The organism is Pseudomonas sp. CG7, from assembly GCF_023701885.1.
Taxonomy (GTDB): domain Bacteria; phylum Pseudomonadota; class Gammaproteobacteria; order Pseudomonadales; family Pseudomonadaceae; genus Aquipseudomonas; species Aquipseudomonas zanjanensis.
The window spans coordinates 61,960-78,268 of sequence record NZ_JABAEE010000025.1 but is presented as its reverse complement, the minus strand read 5'-3'; the positions used below and the strand labels follow the sequence as shown (position 1 = coordinate 78,268).

13 protein-coding genes are annotated in these 16,309 nt (G+C 63.0%); 4 read left to right on the top strand and 9 right to left on the bottom strand.

Annotated features, from left to right (window positions below; translation table 11 throughout):
* Positions 1–209: 209 nt before the first annotated feature.
* The 5 genes from lnt to miaB all read right to left on the bottom strand — a co-directional run bounded on the left by lnt (position 210) and on the right by miaB (position 5,647).
* Positions 210–1,733 carry an apolipoprotein N-acyltransferase gene (lnt, locus tag HGO40_RS12895; protein WP_250963310.1) on the bottom strand — a complete coding sequence of 508 codons (1,524 nt, stop codon included), beginning with the start codon at positions 1,731–1,733 and terminating at the stop codon, positions 210–212.
* A 27-nt stretch (positions 1,734–1,760) separates the two neighbouring features.
* Complete coding sequence (locus tag HGO40_RS12890) at positions 1,761–2,600, bottom strand: CorC family transporter (protein ID WP_250963309.1); 840 nt, start codon at positions 2,598–2,600, stop codon at positions 1,761–1,763.
* Positions 2,601–2,640: 40 nt separating this feature from the next.
* Entirely contained in the window at positions 2,641–3,099 is a 459-nt protein-coding gene (gene ybeY, locus HGO40_RS12885; protein WP_186730301.1) for an rRNA maturation RNase YbeY, read from the bottom strand.
* A complete protein-coding gene (locus tag HGO40_RS12880) occupies positions 3,092–4,102 on the bottom strand; it encodes a PhoH family protein (RefSeq protein WP_186706558.1) in 1,011 nt (336 codons plus the stop codon). The genes ybeY and HGO40_RS12880 overlap by 8 nt, the downstream gene beginning before the upstream one ends.
* A 216-nt stretch (positions 4,103–4,318) precedes the next feature.
* Entirely contained in the window at positions 4,319–5,647 is a 1,329-nt protein-coding gene (miaB, locus tag HGO40_RS12875; RefSeq protein WP_186706557.1) for a tRNA (N6-isopentenyl adenosine(37)-C2)-methylthiotransferase MiaB, read from the bottom strand.
* A gap of 133 nt (positions 5,648–5,780) precedes the next feature.
* Here miaB and HGO40_RS12870 point away from each other — a divergent pair, with 133 nt between their 5' ends.
* Positions 5,781–6,110, top strand: a complete 330-nt coding sequence (locus HGO40_RS12870) for a DUF1820 family protein (RefSeq protein ID WP_003185742.1) — start codon at positions 5,781–5,783, stop codon at positions 6,108–6,110.
* Between the two features lie 167 nt (positions 6,111–6,277).
* Here the strand turns inward: HGO40_RS12870 and HGO40_RS12865 are convergent, their stop codons facing one another.
* The 4 genes from HGO40_RS12865 to HGO40_RS12850 form a co-directional block, all read right to left on the bottom strand.
* Positions 6,278–6,832: a tetratricopeptide repeat protein gene (locus HGO40_RS12865; protein WP_053188388.1), complete on the bottom strand. Its 555-nt coding sequence runs from the start codon at positions 6,830–6,832 to the stop codon at positions 6,278–6,280.
* 217 nt (positions 6,833–7,049) lie between these two features.
* Entirely contained in the window at positions 7,050–8,333 is a 1,284-nt protein-coding gene (gene hemL, locus HGO40_RS12860; protein WP_250963308.1) for a glutamate-1-semialdehyde 2,1-aminomutase, read from the bottom strand.
* Positions 8,334–8,361: 28 nt separating this feature from the next.
* Positions 8,362–8,988, bottom strand: a complete 627-nt coding sequence (gene thiE, locus HGO40_RS12855) for a thiamine phosphate synthase (RefSeq protein WP_250963307.1) — start codon at positions 8,986–8,988, stop codon at positions 8,362–8,364.
* Between the two features lie 17 nt (positions 8,989–9,005).
* Entirely contained in the window at positions 9,006–9,803 is a 798-nt protein-coding gene (locus HGO40_RS12850; protein ID WP_024616125.1) for a hydroxymethylpyrimidine/phosphomethylpyrimidine kinase, read from the bottom strand.
* Positions 9,804–10,207: 404 nt separating this feature from the next.
* Between HGO40_RS12850 and HGO40_RS12845 the strand changes: the two genes are divergently transcribed.
* The 3 genes from HGO40_RS12845 to amn all read left to right on the top strand — a co-directional run bounded on the left by HGO40_RS12845 (position 10,208) and on the right by amn (position 16,172).
* The gene (locus HGO40_RS12845; protein ID WP_250963306.1) at positions 10,208–12,592 is read left to right on the top strand and encodes a hybrid sensor histidine kinase/response regulator; all 2,385 of its coding nucleotides are present in this window, start codon (positions 10,208–10,210) and stop codon (positions 12,590–12,592) included.
* Between the two features lie 70 nt (positions 12,593–12,662).
* Entirely contained in the window at positions 12,663–14,312 is a 1,650-nt protein-coding gene (locus HGO40_RS12840; protein WP_250963305.1) for an acyl-CoA dehydrogenase family protein, read from the top strand.
* Positions 14,313–14,672: 360 nt separating this feature from the next.
* The gene (amn, locus tag HGO40_RS12830) at positions 14,673–16,172 is read left to right on the top strand and encodes an AMP nucleosidase (protein WP_250963304.1); all 1,500 of its coding nucleotides are present in this window, start codon (positions 14,673–14,675) and stop codon (positions 16,170–16,172) included.
* Positions 16,173–16,309: the final 137 nt, after the last annotated feature.

Genomic DNA, 16,309 nt, shown 5'->3' with positions numbered 1-16,309 from the left:
CGAGGCGGGGGGGCTGGTGGTGTATTGGTTGTTCTACCGCTGAAACACCGCGTGGAGTGAGCTGATCGCTGTTGTGGCGAGGGAGCTTGCTCCCGCTGGGCCGGGCTGGCGCTCCAGCGCGAAGCGGCCCCAAAAAAAGGGCCTGCTGCGCAGGCCAGCGGGAGCAAGCTCCCTCGCCACAGGGTTTTCATTCACATGCGCGGAACAAGTTAAACCGTCCTGGCCATCCGGCTCGCCATCAGCGCCCAGCCCAGCAGCACCACACACAAAACGATCAGCGGCCACGAGCGCCATTGCAGGTACGGGGTCAAGCCGTGCATCGGCACTACTTCGCCATACAGGATGCCGCGCTCGAATTGCGGGATCTGTGTGGTGATCTGGCCGAAGGGGTTGATCAGGCCGGTCACGCCGTTGTTGGTGGCGCGGATCATCCAGCGGCCGGCCTCCAGGGCGCGCATCTGGGCCATTTGCAGGTGTTGCAACGGGCCGATCGAGGTGCCGAACCAGGTGTCGTTGCTGATGGTCAGCAGCAGGTCGCTGCGCGCCGACAGGCTGGCGGCAAACTCCGGGTAGACCACTTCATAGCAGATGAACGGTGCGATCTGGTAACCCTTGGCTTGCAGCAACGGCTGGTCGGCCGGGCCCCGGGCGAAGTCCGACATGGGCAGGTCGAAGAAGGCGATCAGGCCGCGCAGGATGTCCTGCAGGGGCACGTATTCGCCGAACGGCACGAGCTTTTGCTTCAAATAAGTACCGTCACCTTCGCCGGTCACGGTGATGCCGTTGTAGTAACGCTTTTCGTGGCGCACCAGTTGCCGAATCGGCACGCCGGTGATCAACGCCGACTGCCGTTCGGCGGCGAAGTTGCCCATCATGTCCAGGTAGCCCTGGGCGGACTCCTTGAGCACCGGCACCGCGGTTTCCGGCCAGATCAGCAGGTCGACGCGCTTGGAGGCGAAGCTCATGTCGCGGTACAGCGCCAGCTGCGCATTGAGCTGGTCGGGGTCCCACTTCATGCTTTGTTCGATGTTGCCCTGGATCGCCGCGACACTCAGCGGCTCGCCCGAAGGGCTGGTCCAGGCATGGCCCTTGAGCGCCATGCCGGCCACCCATGGGCCGATCAGCAGCAACACGCCCGCGGCAATAAAGCCTTTGCGGGCACCGCGGAGCAATCGGGGCGCGTTGTACAGCAGCGCGGCGGTCAGGGCCAGGGTGAAGGAGATCAGCCACATCCCGCCCAATGGCGCGAGGCCGGCCAGGGGGCCGTCGAGTTGGCTGTAGCCGGAATACAGCCACGGGAACCCGGTGAGAAACCAGCCACGAAACGCTTCCTGGCCCAACCACAGCGCGGCGAATGCCAGGGCATCGGCCAGTGGCGCCTCGTTGCGGCGCAACCAGCGCGCCCACAACCAGGCGGGCAGGGCGAAGAACCAGGCGATGGCGGCGATGAACAGCAGCATCAAGATCCCGGCGAGCAGCACCGAGGCGCCACCGAAGTTGTGGATGCTGACGTAGATCCAACTGGTGCCGGCACCAAACAAACCGAAACCGAAACACCAGCCACGGCCCAAGGCCTGGCGCGGCGAAAGCTCGCGCAGCCCGGCGTAGAACAAACCGACCGCCAGCAATGCCAGCGGCCAGATATCGAACGGCGCCAAGGCCAGGGTGGTGATCGCACCGGCCGCCACGGCCAGCAAGTTACCGGGCCAGCCGGGGCGGGTTGTCCAGCGCATGTGTGTCCTTAGCGGGTCTCGCAGGGGTTATCGGCCAATGGGTGATAGGCGCAGCAAGTGAATCCGACGGCTGTCGGCATTCAGGATGCGGAAGCGCCAGGAGCCGATTTCCGTGGTTTCGTTGCGCTTGGGCAGGTGCCCGAAAGCACTCATCACCAAGCCGCCGACGGTGTCGAACTCATCGTCGGAGAACTGGCTGTCGAAGAATTCGTTGAAGTTCTCGATCGGGGTCAGGGCCTTGATCAGGAAGTCGCCGCTGGGCAGTGGCTTGATGTAGCTGTCTTCCTCGACGTCGTGCTCGTCCTCGATGTCGCCGACGATCTGCTCGAGCACGTCCTCGATGGTGACCAGGCCGGCCACGCCGCCGTATTCGTCGATGACGATGGCCATGTGGTTGTGGTTGGCGCGGAATTCACGCAGCAGCACGTTCAGGCGCTTGGACTCGGGCACGAAGGTGGCCGGGCGCAGCAGGTCCTTGATGTTGAAGCTGTCGCCGTTCTCCTGGAGGATCAGCGGCAGCAGGTCCTTGGCCAGCAGCACGCCCATGACATCGTCATGGCTCTCGCCGACGACCGGGGAGCGCGAGTGAGCGGAGTCGACCACGGCGGGCAGGAATTCACGCGGGGTCTGGGTCGCCTTGATGCTGACCATCTGCGAGCGCGGGACCATGATGTCCCGCACTTGCAGGTCAGCGACCTGGATGGCGCCTTCGACGATGGCCAGCGCTTCGCTGTCCAGCAGTTTGTTCTGGTGTGCATCGCGCAGCAGCTCCAGCAGCTCCTGGCGGTTTTTCGGCTCATGGGCAAAAGCCTGGGTGAGCTTGCCCAGCCATGACTTCTGCCCGTTGGTCGATCGATCTTCGCTCATAGCGATTACTCTGAATCCTTTGTCGTTACAGGTTGATGTATCAGTGTTCGTCGCCGGCGTAGGGGTCGGGATGACCCAGCTCTGCAAGCAACGTTCGTTCCAGCGCTTCCATTTCTTCGGCTTCGTCATCTTCTATATGGTCGTAACCCAATAGATGCAAGCAGCCGTGAATCACCAGATGGGCCCAGTGGGCCTCGGATGTCTTGTCTTGTTCCGCCGCTTCACGCTCCACCACCGGGACGCAGATCACCAGATCGCCCAGCAGCGGGATGTCGAGCAGTTCGTCGGGAACATCGGCGGGGAACGACAGCACATTGGTGGCGTAGTCTTTCTGCCGCCAGGTGTGGTTCAGTTCACGGCCTTCGGCTTCGTCCACCAGGCGGATCGTCAACTCGGAATCGGCGCTGCGCTGGCGCAGGGCCAGTTCGCACCATTGGCGGAACTGGGCTTCGCTGGGGGCGGCGTGTTCACAGGCCACTTGCAGGTCGAGTTCAAGCATTGCGGCCATTGCCTTTGCTTTCGGCCAACTCTTCCTCGGCGCGATGCTCGAAACGCTCGTAGGCTTCGACAATGCGCTGCACCAACGGGTGGCGCACGACGTCCTTGGGCATGAAATGCGTGAAGCTGATGCCCGGCACGTCCTTGAGCACCTGGATCACATGGTTCAGGCCGGACTTGGTGCCCCGGGGCAGGTCGACCTGGGTGATGTCCCCGGTGATGACGGCGGTGGAGCCGAAGCCGATCCGGGTCAGGAACATTTTCATCTGCTCGACCGTGGTGTTCTGGCTTTCGTCGAGGATGATGAAGCTGTTGTTCAGGGTCCGGCCGCGCATGTAGGCCAGCGGCGCAACCTCGATGACTTGGCGCTCGATCAGCTTGGCGACGTATTCGAAGCCGAGCATTTCGTACAGCGCGTCATAGAGCGGGCGCAGGTATGGGTCGATCTTCTGGGCCAGGTCGCCGGGCAGGAAGCCGAGTTTTTCACCCGCTTCGACCGCCGGTCGCACCAGCAGGATACGCCGCACCTGTTCGCGTTCCAGCGCATCGACGGCGCAGGCCACGGCCAGGTAGGTCTTGCCGGTACCGGCCGGGCCGATGCCGAAGTTGATGTCGTTGCCGAGGATTTCCTTCACGTAGCGCTGCTGATTCAAGCCGCGCGGGCGAATCATGCCTTTTTTCGTGCGCAGGGCCACGGCAGGTTCCGACGGGGCGGGGTTGTCGAGTTCTTCGACAGCCGACTCCTGGAGGAACAGGTGGACCGTATCCGGCGACAGCTCGCTCCCCTTGGTTTCCCGGTAGAGACGGCGCAGCAGGTTTTCCGCGGAGGTGGTGTGCTTGGGTTCGCCGATCAGTTCGAACTGGTTTCCGCGGTTGCGGATCTCGATGGCCAGGCGCTGTTCGATCAAGCGCAGATGCTCGTCGAATTGCCCGCACAGATTGGCGAAGCGGCGAGCCTCGAAGGGCTCGAGAATAAAGCGATGTGGTTCGATGGGTGCGTTCAAGGTCGTTTTTAGCCGCCCAGGGGCAATTAAGGTGAAATCAAGGATAACGCCAGTAGGCTGGGTGCGAAAGCTCTTAAACAGGCGAATCTGATGACAGGGTTTGGCACGGCCACTGTGGGAGCGAGCTTGCTCGCGATGGGGGCCTCACATTCAACCTGGGTATTGACTGTGATACCGCTATCGCGAGCAAGCTCGCTCCCACAGGGGAATAAGTGCTCACTGAATGAGCGAACCCCGCAGCGAGTGCGGTTGCGCGGCGTCGATGTGCACGTCGGCGAACTGGCCGATCAGGGCCGGGGTGTCGCAGCGGAAGTTGACGATGCGGTTGTTTTCGGTGCGTCCTTGCAGCTCGCCCGGGTCTTTTTTCGAATAATCGGTCACCAGAATCCGCTGGACGGAACCGACCATTTGTCGGCTGATCTCGAAACCTTGCTGGTTGAGGCGGTGTTGCAAGGCGTTGAGCCGTTCTTTTTTCAGTTCTTCCGGGGTTTCGTCCGCCAGGTCGGCCGCCGGGGTGCCAGGGCGTTGGCTGTAGACGAAGGAATAGGAAAAGTCGAAGCCCACGTCTTCGATCAGCTTCATGGTTTGCTGGAAATCTTTCTCGGTTTCGCCGGGGAAGCCGACGATAAAGTCCGAGCTGATGCAGATACCGGGCACTGCGGCGCGCAACTTGCGCAGTTTGGATTTGTACTCCAGCGCCGTGTGGTTGCGCTTCATGGCCGCGAGGATCCGGTCAGAGCCCGATTGCACCGGCAGGTGCAGGTGCTTGACCAGTTCGGGAACCTCGGCGTGGGCCTGGATCAGGCTGTCGGAGAACTCCAGCGGGTGGGAGGTGGTGTAGCGGATGCGGTCGATGCCGTCCACTGCCGCCACGACGCGGATCAGTTCGGCGAGGTCCGCCAGGCGCCCGTCATGGGTCAGGCCGCGATAGCCGTTGACGTTCTGCCCCAGCAGGGTCACTTCGCGCACGCCGTTTTCCGCCAGGTGGATGATCTCGGCGATCACGTCGTCGAACGGCCGGCTGACTTCTTCGCCGCGGGTATAAGGCACCACGCAGAACGTGCAGTACTTGCTGCAGCCTTCCATCACCGACACGTAGGCACTGGGGCCGTCGATGCGCGGTTCGGGCAGGTGGTCGAATTTTTCGATTTCCGGGAACGAGACGTCCACTTGCGGCAGTTTGGTGCTGCGGGCGGCGTCGATCATCTCCGGCAGGCGGTGCAGGGTCTGCGGGCCGAAGACCACGTCCACGTAGGGCGCGCGATCACGAATGGCGGCGCCTTCCTGGCTGGCCACGCAACCGCCCACGGCGATGACCATCTCCGGGTTGGCCAGCTTCAGTTCACGCCAGCGGCCGAGCTGGGAATACACCCGGTCCTGGGCGCGTTCGCGGATCGAGCAGGTGTTGAGCAGGATCACGTCCGCGTCTTCGGCGCGAGCGGTGACTTCCAGGGCCTGGTGTTCGCCCAGCAGATCGACCATGCGCGAGCTGTCGTACTCGTTCATCTGGCAACCGTGGGTTTCGATGTAAAGCTTCTTGGCCATGGACGGGGTCATCACGTGATTCAAAGAACCGCGCATTATAGAGAACAAGTCCCTGGGTTCCCACCGCTGTGCGAACAGTGGCTATGCTATAGTTCGCGCCCTCATTTTTACCCGCCGATGTGTTTCGCCAGCCATGACCAAACGTGAAGCTCCAATCTACAAGGTGATTTTCCTCAACCAGGGCCAGGTGTTCGAAATGTACGCCAAGCAGATCTATCAAAGTGATCTGTGGGGCTTCCTGGAAGTGGAAGAGTTCGTCTTTGGCGAGCGCACGCAAGTGGTCGTCGACCCGAGCGAGGAAAAGCTCAAGGCGCAGTTCGAAGGCGTGGTGCGCAGTTTCGTGCCGATGCACTCGATCGTGCGCATCGACGAAGTCGAACGCCTGGGCACCCCGAAAATCAGCGAAGCCCGCGGCGCGGTCGGCAATGTGATGCCGTTTCCGATGCCGATGCCTGAGAAGTAAGCCTGTCGATAGGTTGAGCGCAGTCCTTTGTGGCGAGGGAGCAAGCTCCCGCTGGGCCGGTCCGACGCCTCGGGCGCAGCGGCCCCAAGATCTTGCGGTCGCTGCGCAACCGAGCGGGAGCAAGCTCCCTCGCCACAAAAGCTCCCAGCCACAGGCCTGTGGTGGATTCAGGGCAACGGCGAAAAAGGCGTACGCCCATCGGCGTTCTGCAATTCCATCAGGTATTTGCGAAAGATCTGGCCCAGCACCTGGGTGGCCACTTCCAATTCATCGCGAGGCATCTGCTCGGCGACCTCGTCGGCGGTGTCCAGGGCTTCTTCGGCGCCGTTGACCGCGGCCATCTTCAGCACGATGTAGGCCTGGACGTTGTTGGCCGGCACGCCTTCGCCATGGAAGAACATGCCGCCGAGCTTGAATTGCGCCTGGGCATGGCCTTGCAGCGAGGCTTTTTCGAAGTAGTTGAGGGCTTGCTTGAGGTCGCGGGGTGCCGCCTTGCCTTCGTAGTAGAACTCACCCAACTCATATTGCGCTTGTGCATCACCCGCGTCCGCCGCTTTTTGACAGGCGTCGAGTGCCGGTGCGAGATCTTGTGGCTGGGTGTTGAGCGTGCAACGGCCCAGCGCCGGGATCAACAACGAGTTGCCGCCTGCCTGTGCATTCGCCAGCAGCGGCTGAAGGAGCAACAGGCAGCCCAAGGCAAGGGTGCGGCCGGTGCGGTTCATGGGAATCGACTTACCTCTGAGGGGCGCGCGGACCCTCCGGGGGATCCAATAAGCGCGCATTATGAAATAAGCGGGGCCATCCTTACAAAGTCTTTACTCGTTTTTCTGCTGCGAGGGAATGCTAATAGCAGCTTCGGGCATAAATACGTAGGAAAAGGGCGGGGGGTTGTCAGCAATCACTGACGCCGGCGTCAGCCAGCGTCAGTTATCCACAGGCTTACTTCAGTGCCGCGAAGGCCCGTTCGGCCGCGTCGAGGGTAATCTTCAGCTCGGCCTCGCCATGGGCGATGGAGGTGAAGCCGGCTTCGAACGCACTCGGGGCCAGGTACACGCCGCCGTCGAGCATCAGGTGGAAGAAACGCTTGAACCGATCGGCATCGCTGGCCATGACGTCTTCGAAAGTGACGATGTCATCGGCACCACTGAAATACAGACCGAACATGCCGCCGGCCTGGGTGGTCACGAAGGGGATGCCGGCCGCATCGGCGCGGATCTGCAAGCCGTCGAGCAGGCGGGTGGTGTAGTCGGTCAGTTCGGCGTGGAAGCCCGGGCGGCTGATCAGGCGTAGCGTGGTCAGGCCGGCGGCCATGGCCAACGGGTTGCCCGACAGCGTACCCGCCTGGTAGACCGGGCCCCGCGGCGCGATGCATTCCATGATCTTGCGCTTGCCGCCGAAGCAGCCCACCGGCATGCCGCCGCCAATGATCTTGCCGAAGGTGCTCAGGTCCGGCGTGACGCCGTAATGGGCCTGGGCGCCGCCGAGGGCCACGCGAAAGCCAGTCATCACTTCGTCGAAGATCAACACCACGCCATGCTGGTCGCACAGGCTGCGCAGGCCTTCGAGGAAACCCGGCGCCGGTGGCACGCAGTTCATGTTGCCGGCCACCGGCTCGACGATGATGCACGCCACTTCCTGGCCGACTTCGCCGAGCATCTTCTCGACTTCTTCGAGGTCGTTGAACGGCAGGGTCAGGGTGTGCTTGGCGAAGGCTGCGGGTACGCCGGCCGAACTCGGCACGCCTTGGGTCAGTGCGCCGGAGCCGGCCTTGACCAGCAGGCTGTCGGAGTGGCCGTGGTAGCAACCTTCGAACTTGATGATGCTGTCGCGACCCGTGTAGCCCCGGGCCAGGCGGATTGCGCTCATGGTCGCCTCGGTGCCGGAGCTGACCATGCGCACCATTTCCATCGACGGCACGATCGAGCAGACCAGGTCGGCCATCTCGGTTTCCATCGCGGTCGGGGCGCCGTAGGACAGGCCGTGGACCAATTGCTTGCGCACCGCATCCAGCACGTCCGGATGGCTGTGGCCGAGGATCATCGGGCCCCAGGAGCCGACGTAGTCGACATAGCGCTTGTCGTCTTCGTCAGTGACGTACGCGCCTTCGGCGTGCTTGAAGAACAGCGGGGTGCCGCCGACGCTCTTGAACGCACGAACAGGCGAGTTCACGCCGCCGGGGATGTGTTTCTGGGCGTTGGCAAACAGGGTTTCGGAACGGGACATGGTTGGGCTCTCGAAAACGAAAAATGGACTATTTGATCTGCAGCAGTGCGTTGAAGGCGCGGGCACGGCGCGTCACTTCAGTGGTGCTGTCGGCGCCGAACAGGCCATGGACCACCGCCAGCAGGTCGACCCCGTGGGCCACCAGCGGGGCGGCGTTCTCCAGGGTGATGCCGCCAATGGCGCAGACCGGGGTATGCAGTTTGATGTGCGCCTGTTCGAGCAGTTCAAGGTTTGCGCTGGGGGCGCCGGGTTTGGTGTTGGAATTGAAGAAGCGCCCGAACGCGACATAGGTGGCGCCTTCGCTGGCGGCCTGTTCGGCCAATGCCAGGCTGGCGTGGCAGGTGGCGCCGACGATTGCCTTGTGCCCGAGCAGTGCCCGTACTGGCGCCAACGGGCCGTCGGTCTGGCCCAGGTGCACGCCGACGCCCAGGCGTGCGGCCAGCTCGGCGTCGTCGTTGATGATCAACTGGGTCTTGTAGCGTTCGCACAGGTTGCGCAGGGCTTCGGCTTCCCGCAGGCGGCGGGCCTCGTCGCTGCTTTTGTCGCGGTATTGCAGCAGGGTCACGCCACCTTCCAGCGCCGCTTCTACATAAGCGAGGAACTTGCCGGCCAGCAATTGGCTATCGGTGATGGCGTAAAGGCCACGTAATTTCATTCCACAGGCCTCCGGTGCTACGAGCAGAAATCCAGCGGCAGGCGACGCGGGACGAACTGGCCTTTGCCCAGTTGTTCGGCATCGCGCAAGGTGCGCCAGGTGTAGTCCAGCGCTGTCTTGACGGCGCTGGCGAGCTGTTCGCCCTGGGCCAGCCGACCGGCGAGGGCGCTGGCCAGGGTGCAGCCGGAACCGTGGTAGCTGCCAGGCAAGCGCTGGCAGGTAAAGGTTTCGCGGCGGCCATCGCGGCTGTACAGGCGATTATGGACTTCATGTTCGTCGCCATGGCCACCGGTGATCAACAGGTGTTTGACGAAGGGCAGCAGTTTTTCCGCGCACTCGTCGGCGCTGCCTTCGGGCAGTTCGGCGAGGATGCGTGCTTCAGGCAGGTTGGGGGTGGCGATGATCGCCAGGGGCAACAGGCGTTCGCGCATGGCGTAGCCGACCTCATCCTTGCCCAGGCGCCCACCACCGCCGGCGCGCAGCACCGGGTCGCAGACCATCGGCAGATGCGGGTGCGCCTGGAGCAGTTCGACCACCGTGTCGACCATTTCCAGTGAGCCGAGCATTCCCAGCTTGACTGCTGCTACTTGGGCATCGTTGAGCACGGCATTGGCTTGCGCCAGCACCCACTCACGGTCGAGCACACGGAAATCGCTGACGTTGACGGTGTCTTGCACGGTCAATGCGGTAACGGCCGGGGCGGCGTGACAACCCTGGGCGAGCAGGGCTTCGATATCTGCCTGCAAGCCGGCGCCACCACTGGGATCATGGCCGGAGAGACAGAGGACAACGGGGCGAGAGCTGTAGATATTCATGGTGCGCGAGCTTACCACCAAACCTGTTTTATCGGTGCCCGAACGCTAAGGGTTTTGTACTGAGCTGTTTGCTGGTGAATGCTTTTGTGGCGAGGGAGCTTGCTACCGCTGGAGTGCGCAGCGCTCCCAAAAACCGGGGCCGCTTCGCAGCCCAGCGGGAGCAAGCTCCCTCGCCACATTGATCCGTCAGTTATCGACCTGACCAATGCAACAGCTCTATCTCAATGCTTTGCTCTGAAACGCCCGTTCTAGAGCCCTCTGTCGGAAAAATTTCAATGGTGCAAATTGGCCATCAGCGGCTATGCTAGAGATGGATCCAACACTAACAGGTAATGCCGGTTTTACGTCTACTCAGGGAATGGGGGGCTTCCTGACTCAACCGGACAGGCCACGCTGGGGCTTAAATGCGCTATTTGCTGATGTTGCTGCTGTGCTTGCCCTCGCTGGCAAGTGCCCTCGAATTCGATGAATTCACCCAAAGCCTGCCCTTGGGCCATGCCCTGCAAGTGTTCGAAGACGCGGCCGGCACGGCCACTATTGACGAGGTCCTGGCCCAATCCGCGGCGGGTGCTTTCAAGCCCCACGATAAAACCACGCTGAACGCCGGTTACTCACGGTCAGCCTTCTGGCTGAAAATCGACCTGCACTATCGCCCCGCCAATCCGGACGCCCAGCGCACCTGGCTGCTGGAGCTGGCGTACCCGCCGCTGGACCACCTCGATTTGTACCTGCCTGACGCGGCGGGAGCCTATCGCCTGGTTCGCCAGACCGGTGACGCGTTGCCATTCGCCAATCGCGAAATCCGCCAGAACAATTACTTGTTCAGCCTGGCGTTCAAGCCCGAGCAGCGGCAGACCGTCTACCTGCGCCTGCAAAGCCAGGGTTCGATCCAGGCGCCGTTGACGCTGTGGTCGAGCACCGCGTACCTCGAGCAACAGCCGGTGCGCCTGTATGTGCTGGGCATCATCTATGGCGTGCTGCTGGGGATGCTGGTGTACAACCTGTTCATCTACCTGAGCGTGCGCGATACCAGCTACCTCTATTACATCTTCTATATCGCCTCGTTCGGCCTGTACCAGTTGTCGGTCAACGGCGCCGCCGTCGAATACTTCTGGCCGGACAACCCCTGGTGGGCCAACGCCGCGACACCGTTCTTCATCGGGTGCGCGGGGCTGTTCGGCAGTCAGTTCGCCCGCAGCTTCCTGCAAACCGCCCAGCATGGCCGCTGGATGGATCGCTTGCTGCTCGCATTGATCGCCTACAGCGCCGTGGTGGTCGGCCTGTCGCTGATGACCAGCTACGCCCTGGCGCTGCGCCTGGCCACGGCGTTGGCGCTGGTGTTCACGGTGGCGATCTTCGCCGCCGGGCTGTTCGCCTGGTGGCGTGGCCTGCGGGTGGCGCGTTATTTCATCATTGCCTGGTCGGCGTTTCTGCTGGGAGGCATCATCAATACCTTGATGGTGCTGGGTTACCTGCCGAACGTCTTCCTGACCATGTACGCCAGCCAGATCGGCTCGGCCATCGAAGTGGCGCTGTTGTCCCTGGCCCTGGCCGATCGCATCAATGCCATGCGCGAACAGCAGGCCCAGACCCTGTTGGACGCCGGGCAGAGGCTCGAAGTGCTCAACCAGCAACTGGCCCACGGCAACAAGCTCAAGGATGAATTCCTCGCCACCTTGACCCACGAACTGCGCACGCCGATGAATGGCGTGATCGGCTCCCTGGAGTTGATGGAAACCGTCGAGATGGACGAGGAACTGACCCAGTATCAACAGACCGCCGCCGGTTCGGCGCGGGACATGATGCGCATGGTCAACGGCATGCTCACCCTCACCGAGTTGCAGGCCGGCAAGCTCAAGGTCTATCCGGCGCCGTTCAGCCTGCGCGGGGTGGTCGATGCGCTGCAGGTGCAGTTCGGCGCCAATGCCGCGGCCAAGGGCCTGGATTTCAAGGTCGACGTAGCCCCAGGCCTGGCGGACCGCTTGCTCGGCGACAGCGGCAAACTGGCCCAAAGCCTGGAATGCCTGCTGGACAACGCCATCAAGTTCACCCGGGTGGGCGGCCTGGCCCTGCGCGTCAGCGGCCGGCCGACGGAGGTTGGTCGGGTGGTGTTGTCCTTTGCCGTCATCGACACCGGAATCGGATTTACCGACCTGGGGGAAGCGACCTTGTCCCAGCGCTTCTTCCAGCTCGACGGCTCGATGACCCGGGAATACGGCGGTCTCGGCGTGGGCCTGGCGATCTGTCGGCAAGTGGTGGAGCTGCTGGGCGGACGCCTGACCCACACGTCCGAGCCCGGTCGCGGCAGCCGTTTCCAGTTGGACGTGGAATTTGACGTCGCCCTGCCGGCGGCGGTCCCGACGCCGTTTTCCTTCGGGAGCCGCCAGGGCTCGCGCCAGCCCCAGGAGTGCACGGTGCTGCTGGCGGATGACAACAACATCGATCAGTTGGTCATGCGCGGCATGTTGCTCAAGCTGGGCTATCGGGTGCGCACCGCCGACAGCGGCCGCGCCGCGCTGGAGCTGCTGCACGGCGAGCGCTTCGATGCGGTACTGCTCGATTGCCAATCGCCGCCGTTGGACGGTGTGTCGGTTTGCTGCCAGATCCGCGCGTTATCCGGCTGTGAAGAGCTGCCGGTGCTGGTGGTCAGCCCGAACCTGGGCCAGGCGTGCTGCCCGTCGGGCGCGTTGATCGATTACCTGAGCAAACCGGTGAAATTCGAGGCATTGCAGGCGACGCTCCAGCGCCGGGTACTGTGCCCAAGGCAGGGCGAAAGCGCCGATATTTAGGCGTATATGACACTTTGTTCGGCCTGGAGGCGGTGCTTAACTGAATCCCTGCCGATCGAGGAGCCCTGTCATGAACCTGCATCAGTTCGCTGAAACCCACGACGTCACCAATCAGCCGCCGTCCCTGGATGGCGCCAACCTGTACCGCATCGACCTGCCGCTGCAACAGTGGTCGCAGCGCTTTGGCGCCGGCTGGGCGCAGGCGCGGATCGATGCCTATGGGGCGCTGGCCGGTGGGCCGTTGATGGAAGCAGGCTTCCTCGCCAACCAGAACAAGCCGGTGTTCTCCAGCCATGACCGTTATGGCCATCGCATCGACCTGGTGGAATTCCATCCCGCTTATCACCAGTTGATGCGCACCGCCATTGAACATGGCCTGCCCAGTTTGCCCTGGGCCCAGCCACAGCCCGGTGCGCATGTCGCCCGTGCCTCGATGACCTATCTGCACAGCCAGGCCGAAGCCGGCACCGGTTGCCCGCTGACCATGACGTTTGCCAGCGTGCCGGCGCTGCGCTTGCAGCCGGACCTGGCCGAGCGTTGGATGCCGAAGGTGCTGGCCACCGAGTACGACCCGCGCAACGTCGGCATGGCCCACAAGGCCGGGGTGACCCTGGGCATGGCGATGACCGAAAAACAGGGCGGCACCGATGTGCGCGCCAACACCACCAAGGCCTATCCGGTGGGCGCCAGCGGCCCGGGCCAGGCCTATGAGCTGGTGGGCCACAAATGGTTCTGTTCGGCGCCGATGTGCGACGCCTTCCTCACCTTGGCCCAGACCGACAAGGGCCTGACCTGTTTCCTGCTGCCGCGCCATCGCCCCGACGACACGCGCAATCAGTTCTACATCCAGCGCTTGAAGAACAAGCTGGGCAACTGTTCCAACGCCTCCAGCGAAGTCGAGTTCCGTGGCGCCCTGGCCTGGATGGTCGGTGAGGAGGGCCGAGGTGTGCCGACAATCATCGAGATGGTCGCCATGACCCGCTTCGATTGCATGGTCGGTTCCAGTGCCCTGATGCGCCAGGCGCTGACCCAGGCCAGTCATCACTGCGCGCACCGCAAGGTCGGTGGCAAGCTGTTGAGCGAACAGCCGCTGATGCAAAACGTCCTGGCGGACCTGGCGCTGGAAAGCGAGTCTGCCCTGGCCTTGAGCCTGCGCATGGGTCGGGCGCTGGACCACTTGAGCGACGAGCACGAGGCCAAGTTCGCCCGGCTGGTGACGGCGGTGGGCAAGTACTGGATCTGCAAGCGCGCCCCCGCGATGATCAACGAAGCCGCCGAATGCATGGGCGGCGCCGGCTACGTCGAAGACAGCATCCTGCCGCGCCTGTACCGGGAGGCACCGGTCAACTCGACGTGGGAGGGTTCCGGTAATGTGCAGTGCCTCGATGTGTTGCGCGCCTTGTCCAAGGAACCCGGTGTATTGGAGGTCTTGTTCAATGAGTTGGGCGATGGCCACGGCGACAAGCGCCTGGCCCGCCATATCGACCAATTGCACGCCGCGTTCAAGGACACCGTCGACATCCAGTACCGCGCCCGACAATTGACCGAAGACATCGCCGTGGGCCTGCAAGCCAAGCTGTTGCTCGAAGCGGGCAATAGCGAGGTCAGCGATGCGTTCATCGCCAGCCGCCTGGGGTCGACCGGCCGGGTGTACGGTGCCTTGCCGAGGGGCTTGAATGTCGAGGCCATCGTCGCCCGCTCGACCCCGCACGACTTTTAAGAAGACTCAGGTCGGCACAGGCCCCTGTGGGAGCGAGCCTGCTCGCGAAAGCGTCGGCCCATTCAGCATCTGTAGTGGCTGATACACCGCTATCGCGAGCAGGCTCGCTCCCACAGTGGACCTGAGTCGTACACAGCATCGGAGTACGCCACCGAACCTTGTGGGAGCGGGCTTGCTCGCGAAAGCGTCGGCCCATTCAGCATCTGTAGTGACTGATACACCGCAATCGCGAGCAAGCTCGCTCCCACAGTGGACCTGAGTCGTATACAGCATCTGAGTACACCACCAAACCTTGTGGGAGCGAGTCGTACGCAACATCTAAGTACGCCACTGTTCCCGTCGGGCGGCGATGCAGGCAAGATGAAGACCTGCAAGTCAGAACACAGGAAGCTGATCGTGACCGAAGCGTTTATTGTCGTTCAAACCGCCGAACAAGCCGTGGATCGTCTGGCGGCCCTGCACGAGCGTGCGACCACCGCGCTGAACCAGGCGCTGATGCGGTATCTCAAGGACCGCGTCGAGCCGGATGCCGAGCAGCGTGCATTGTTTCGTTATCCCGCCCTGCGCCTGACCTATCACTGCCACGGTGAAGTCCCGCAAACCACGCGTGCCTATGCCAAGGTCCAGTTGCCCGGCACCTACAGCGTCACCGTCACTCCTCCCGCCGCGTTCCGTAAATACCTGCTGGAACAGCTGGTCCCGCTGATGCACGACTTTACCGTCACCGTGGAAGTGGGGGTCAGCGAGCAGAACATTCCGTACCCGTACGTGGTGGAACAAGGTGATGAGTTGGCCGGCTCCGGCGTGACCGCCGCCGTGCTGGCGCGGGTATTCCCCAGCACCGACCTGTCGGCCGCCACCGATGGCATCGCCGACGGCCTCTATGATTGGGAAAACACCGACCCGCTGCCCCTGGCGCTGTTCGACGCCGCGCGGGTGGACTTTTCCCTGCGCCGGCTGGTGCATTACACCGGCAGCGACTGGCGCCATGTGCAGCCGTGGATCCTGCTGACCAACTACCACCGCTACGTCGACCAATTCATCGTCCATGGCCTGGAGCAACTGCGCAGCGACCCGCGTTTCGTGCGCATGGTCCTGCCGGGTAACGTGATCATCGACAAGAACATGGAGCACAGCGAAGCGTCGGCCATCGCTGCCGGCGTGGTCTGGCATCGCTACCAGATGCCGGCCTATCACTTGCAGGCCAGCGACGGCCATGGCGTGACGCTGGTGAACATCGGTGTCGGCCCGTCCAACGCCAAGAACATCACCGATCACCTGGCCGTGCTGCGCCCGCATTGCTGGCTGATGATCGGCCACTGCGGCGGGCTGCGGCAGTCCCAGACCATCGGCGACTACGTGCTGGCCCACGCCTACATGCGCCGCGACGGGATCCTCGACCGGGTGGTGCCGCCGACTATTCCGATTCCAGCCCTGGCCGAAGTGCAGATGGCGCTTCAGCAGGCCGCGGCGAACATCACTGGCGAGAAGGGCGACGAGCTGAAAACACGCCTGCGCACCGGCACCGTGCTGACCTACGACGACCGCAACTGGGAATTGCGCTGGGCCCAGGAACGGCCGCTGATCAACCTGTCCCGCGCCGTGGCGGTGGACATGGAAAGCGGCACCCTCGCCGCCCAGGGTTATCGCCTGCGGGTGCCCTATGGCACGTTGCTGTGCGTCTCGGACAAACCGTTGCACAGCGAGATCAAATTGCCGGGCTCGGCCAACGCATTCTATGAACGGGCGGTCAACCAGCACCTGAAGATCGGCATCGCGGCGTTGGACCTGCTGCGCACCGAACTCAACTCGTTGCACTCGCGCAAGCTGCGCAGCTTCGACGAGCCGCCGTTCCGCTGATGTCCTGTTGAAGGGGGATGGTGGTTATTTAACGGTCGGGCCACTAGCATGGTCGGCCCTGACCGTTAGATGTTGTATTTGCCATGCCCCGTCCTCCACGCCCTGCTTCCCGTCGCCCTGGCGCGAAGCCTGCAATC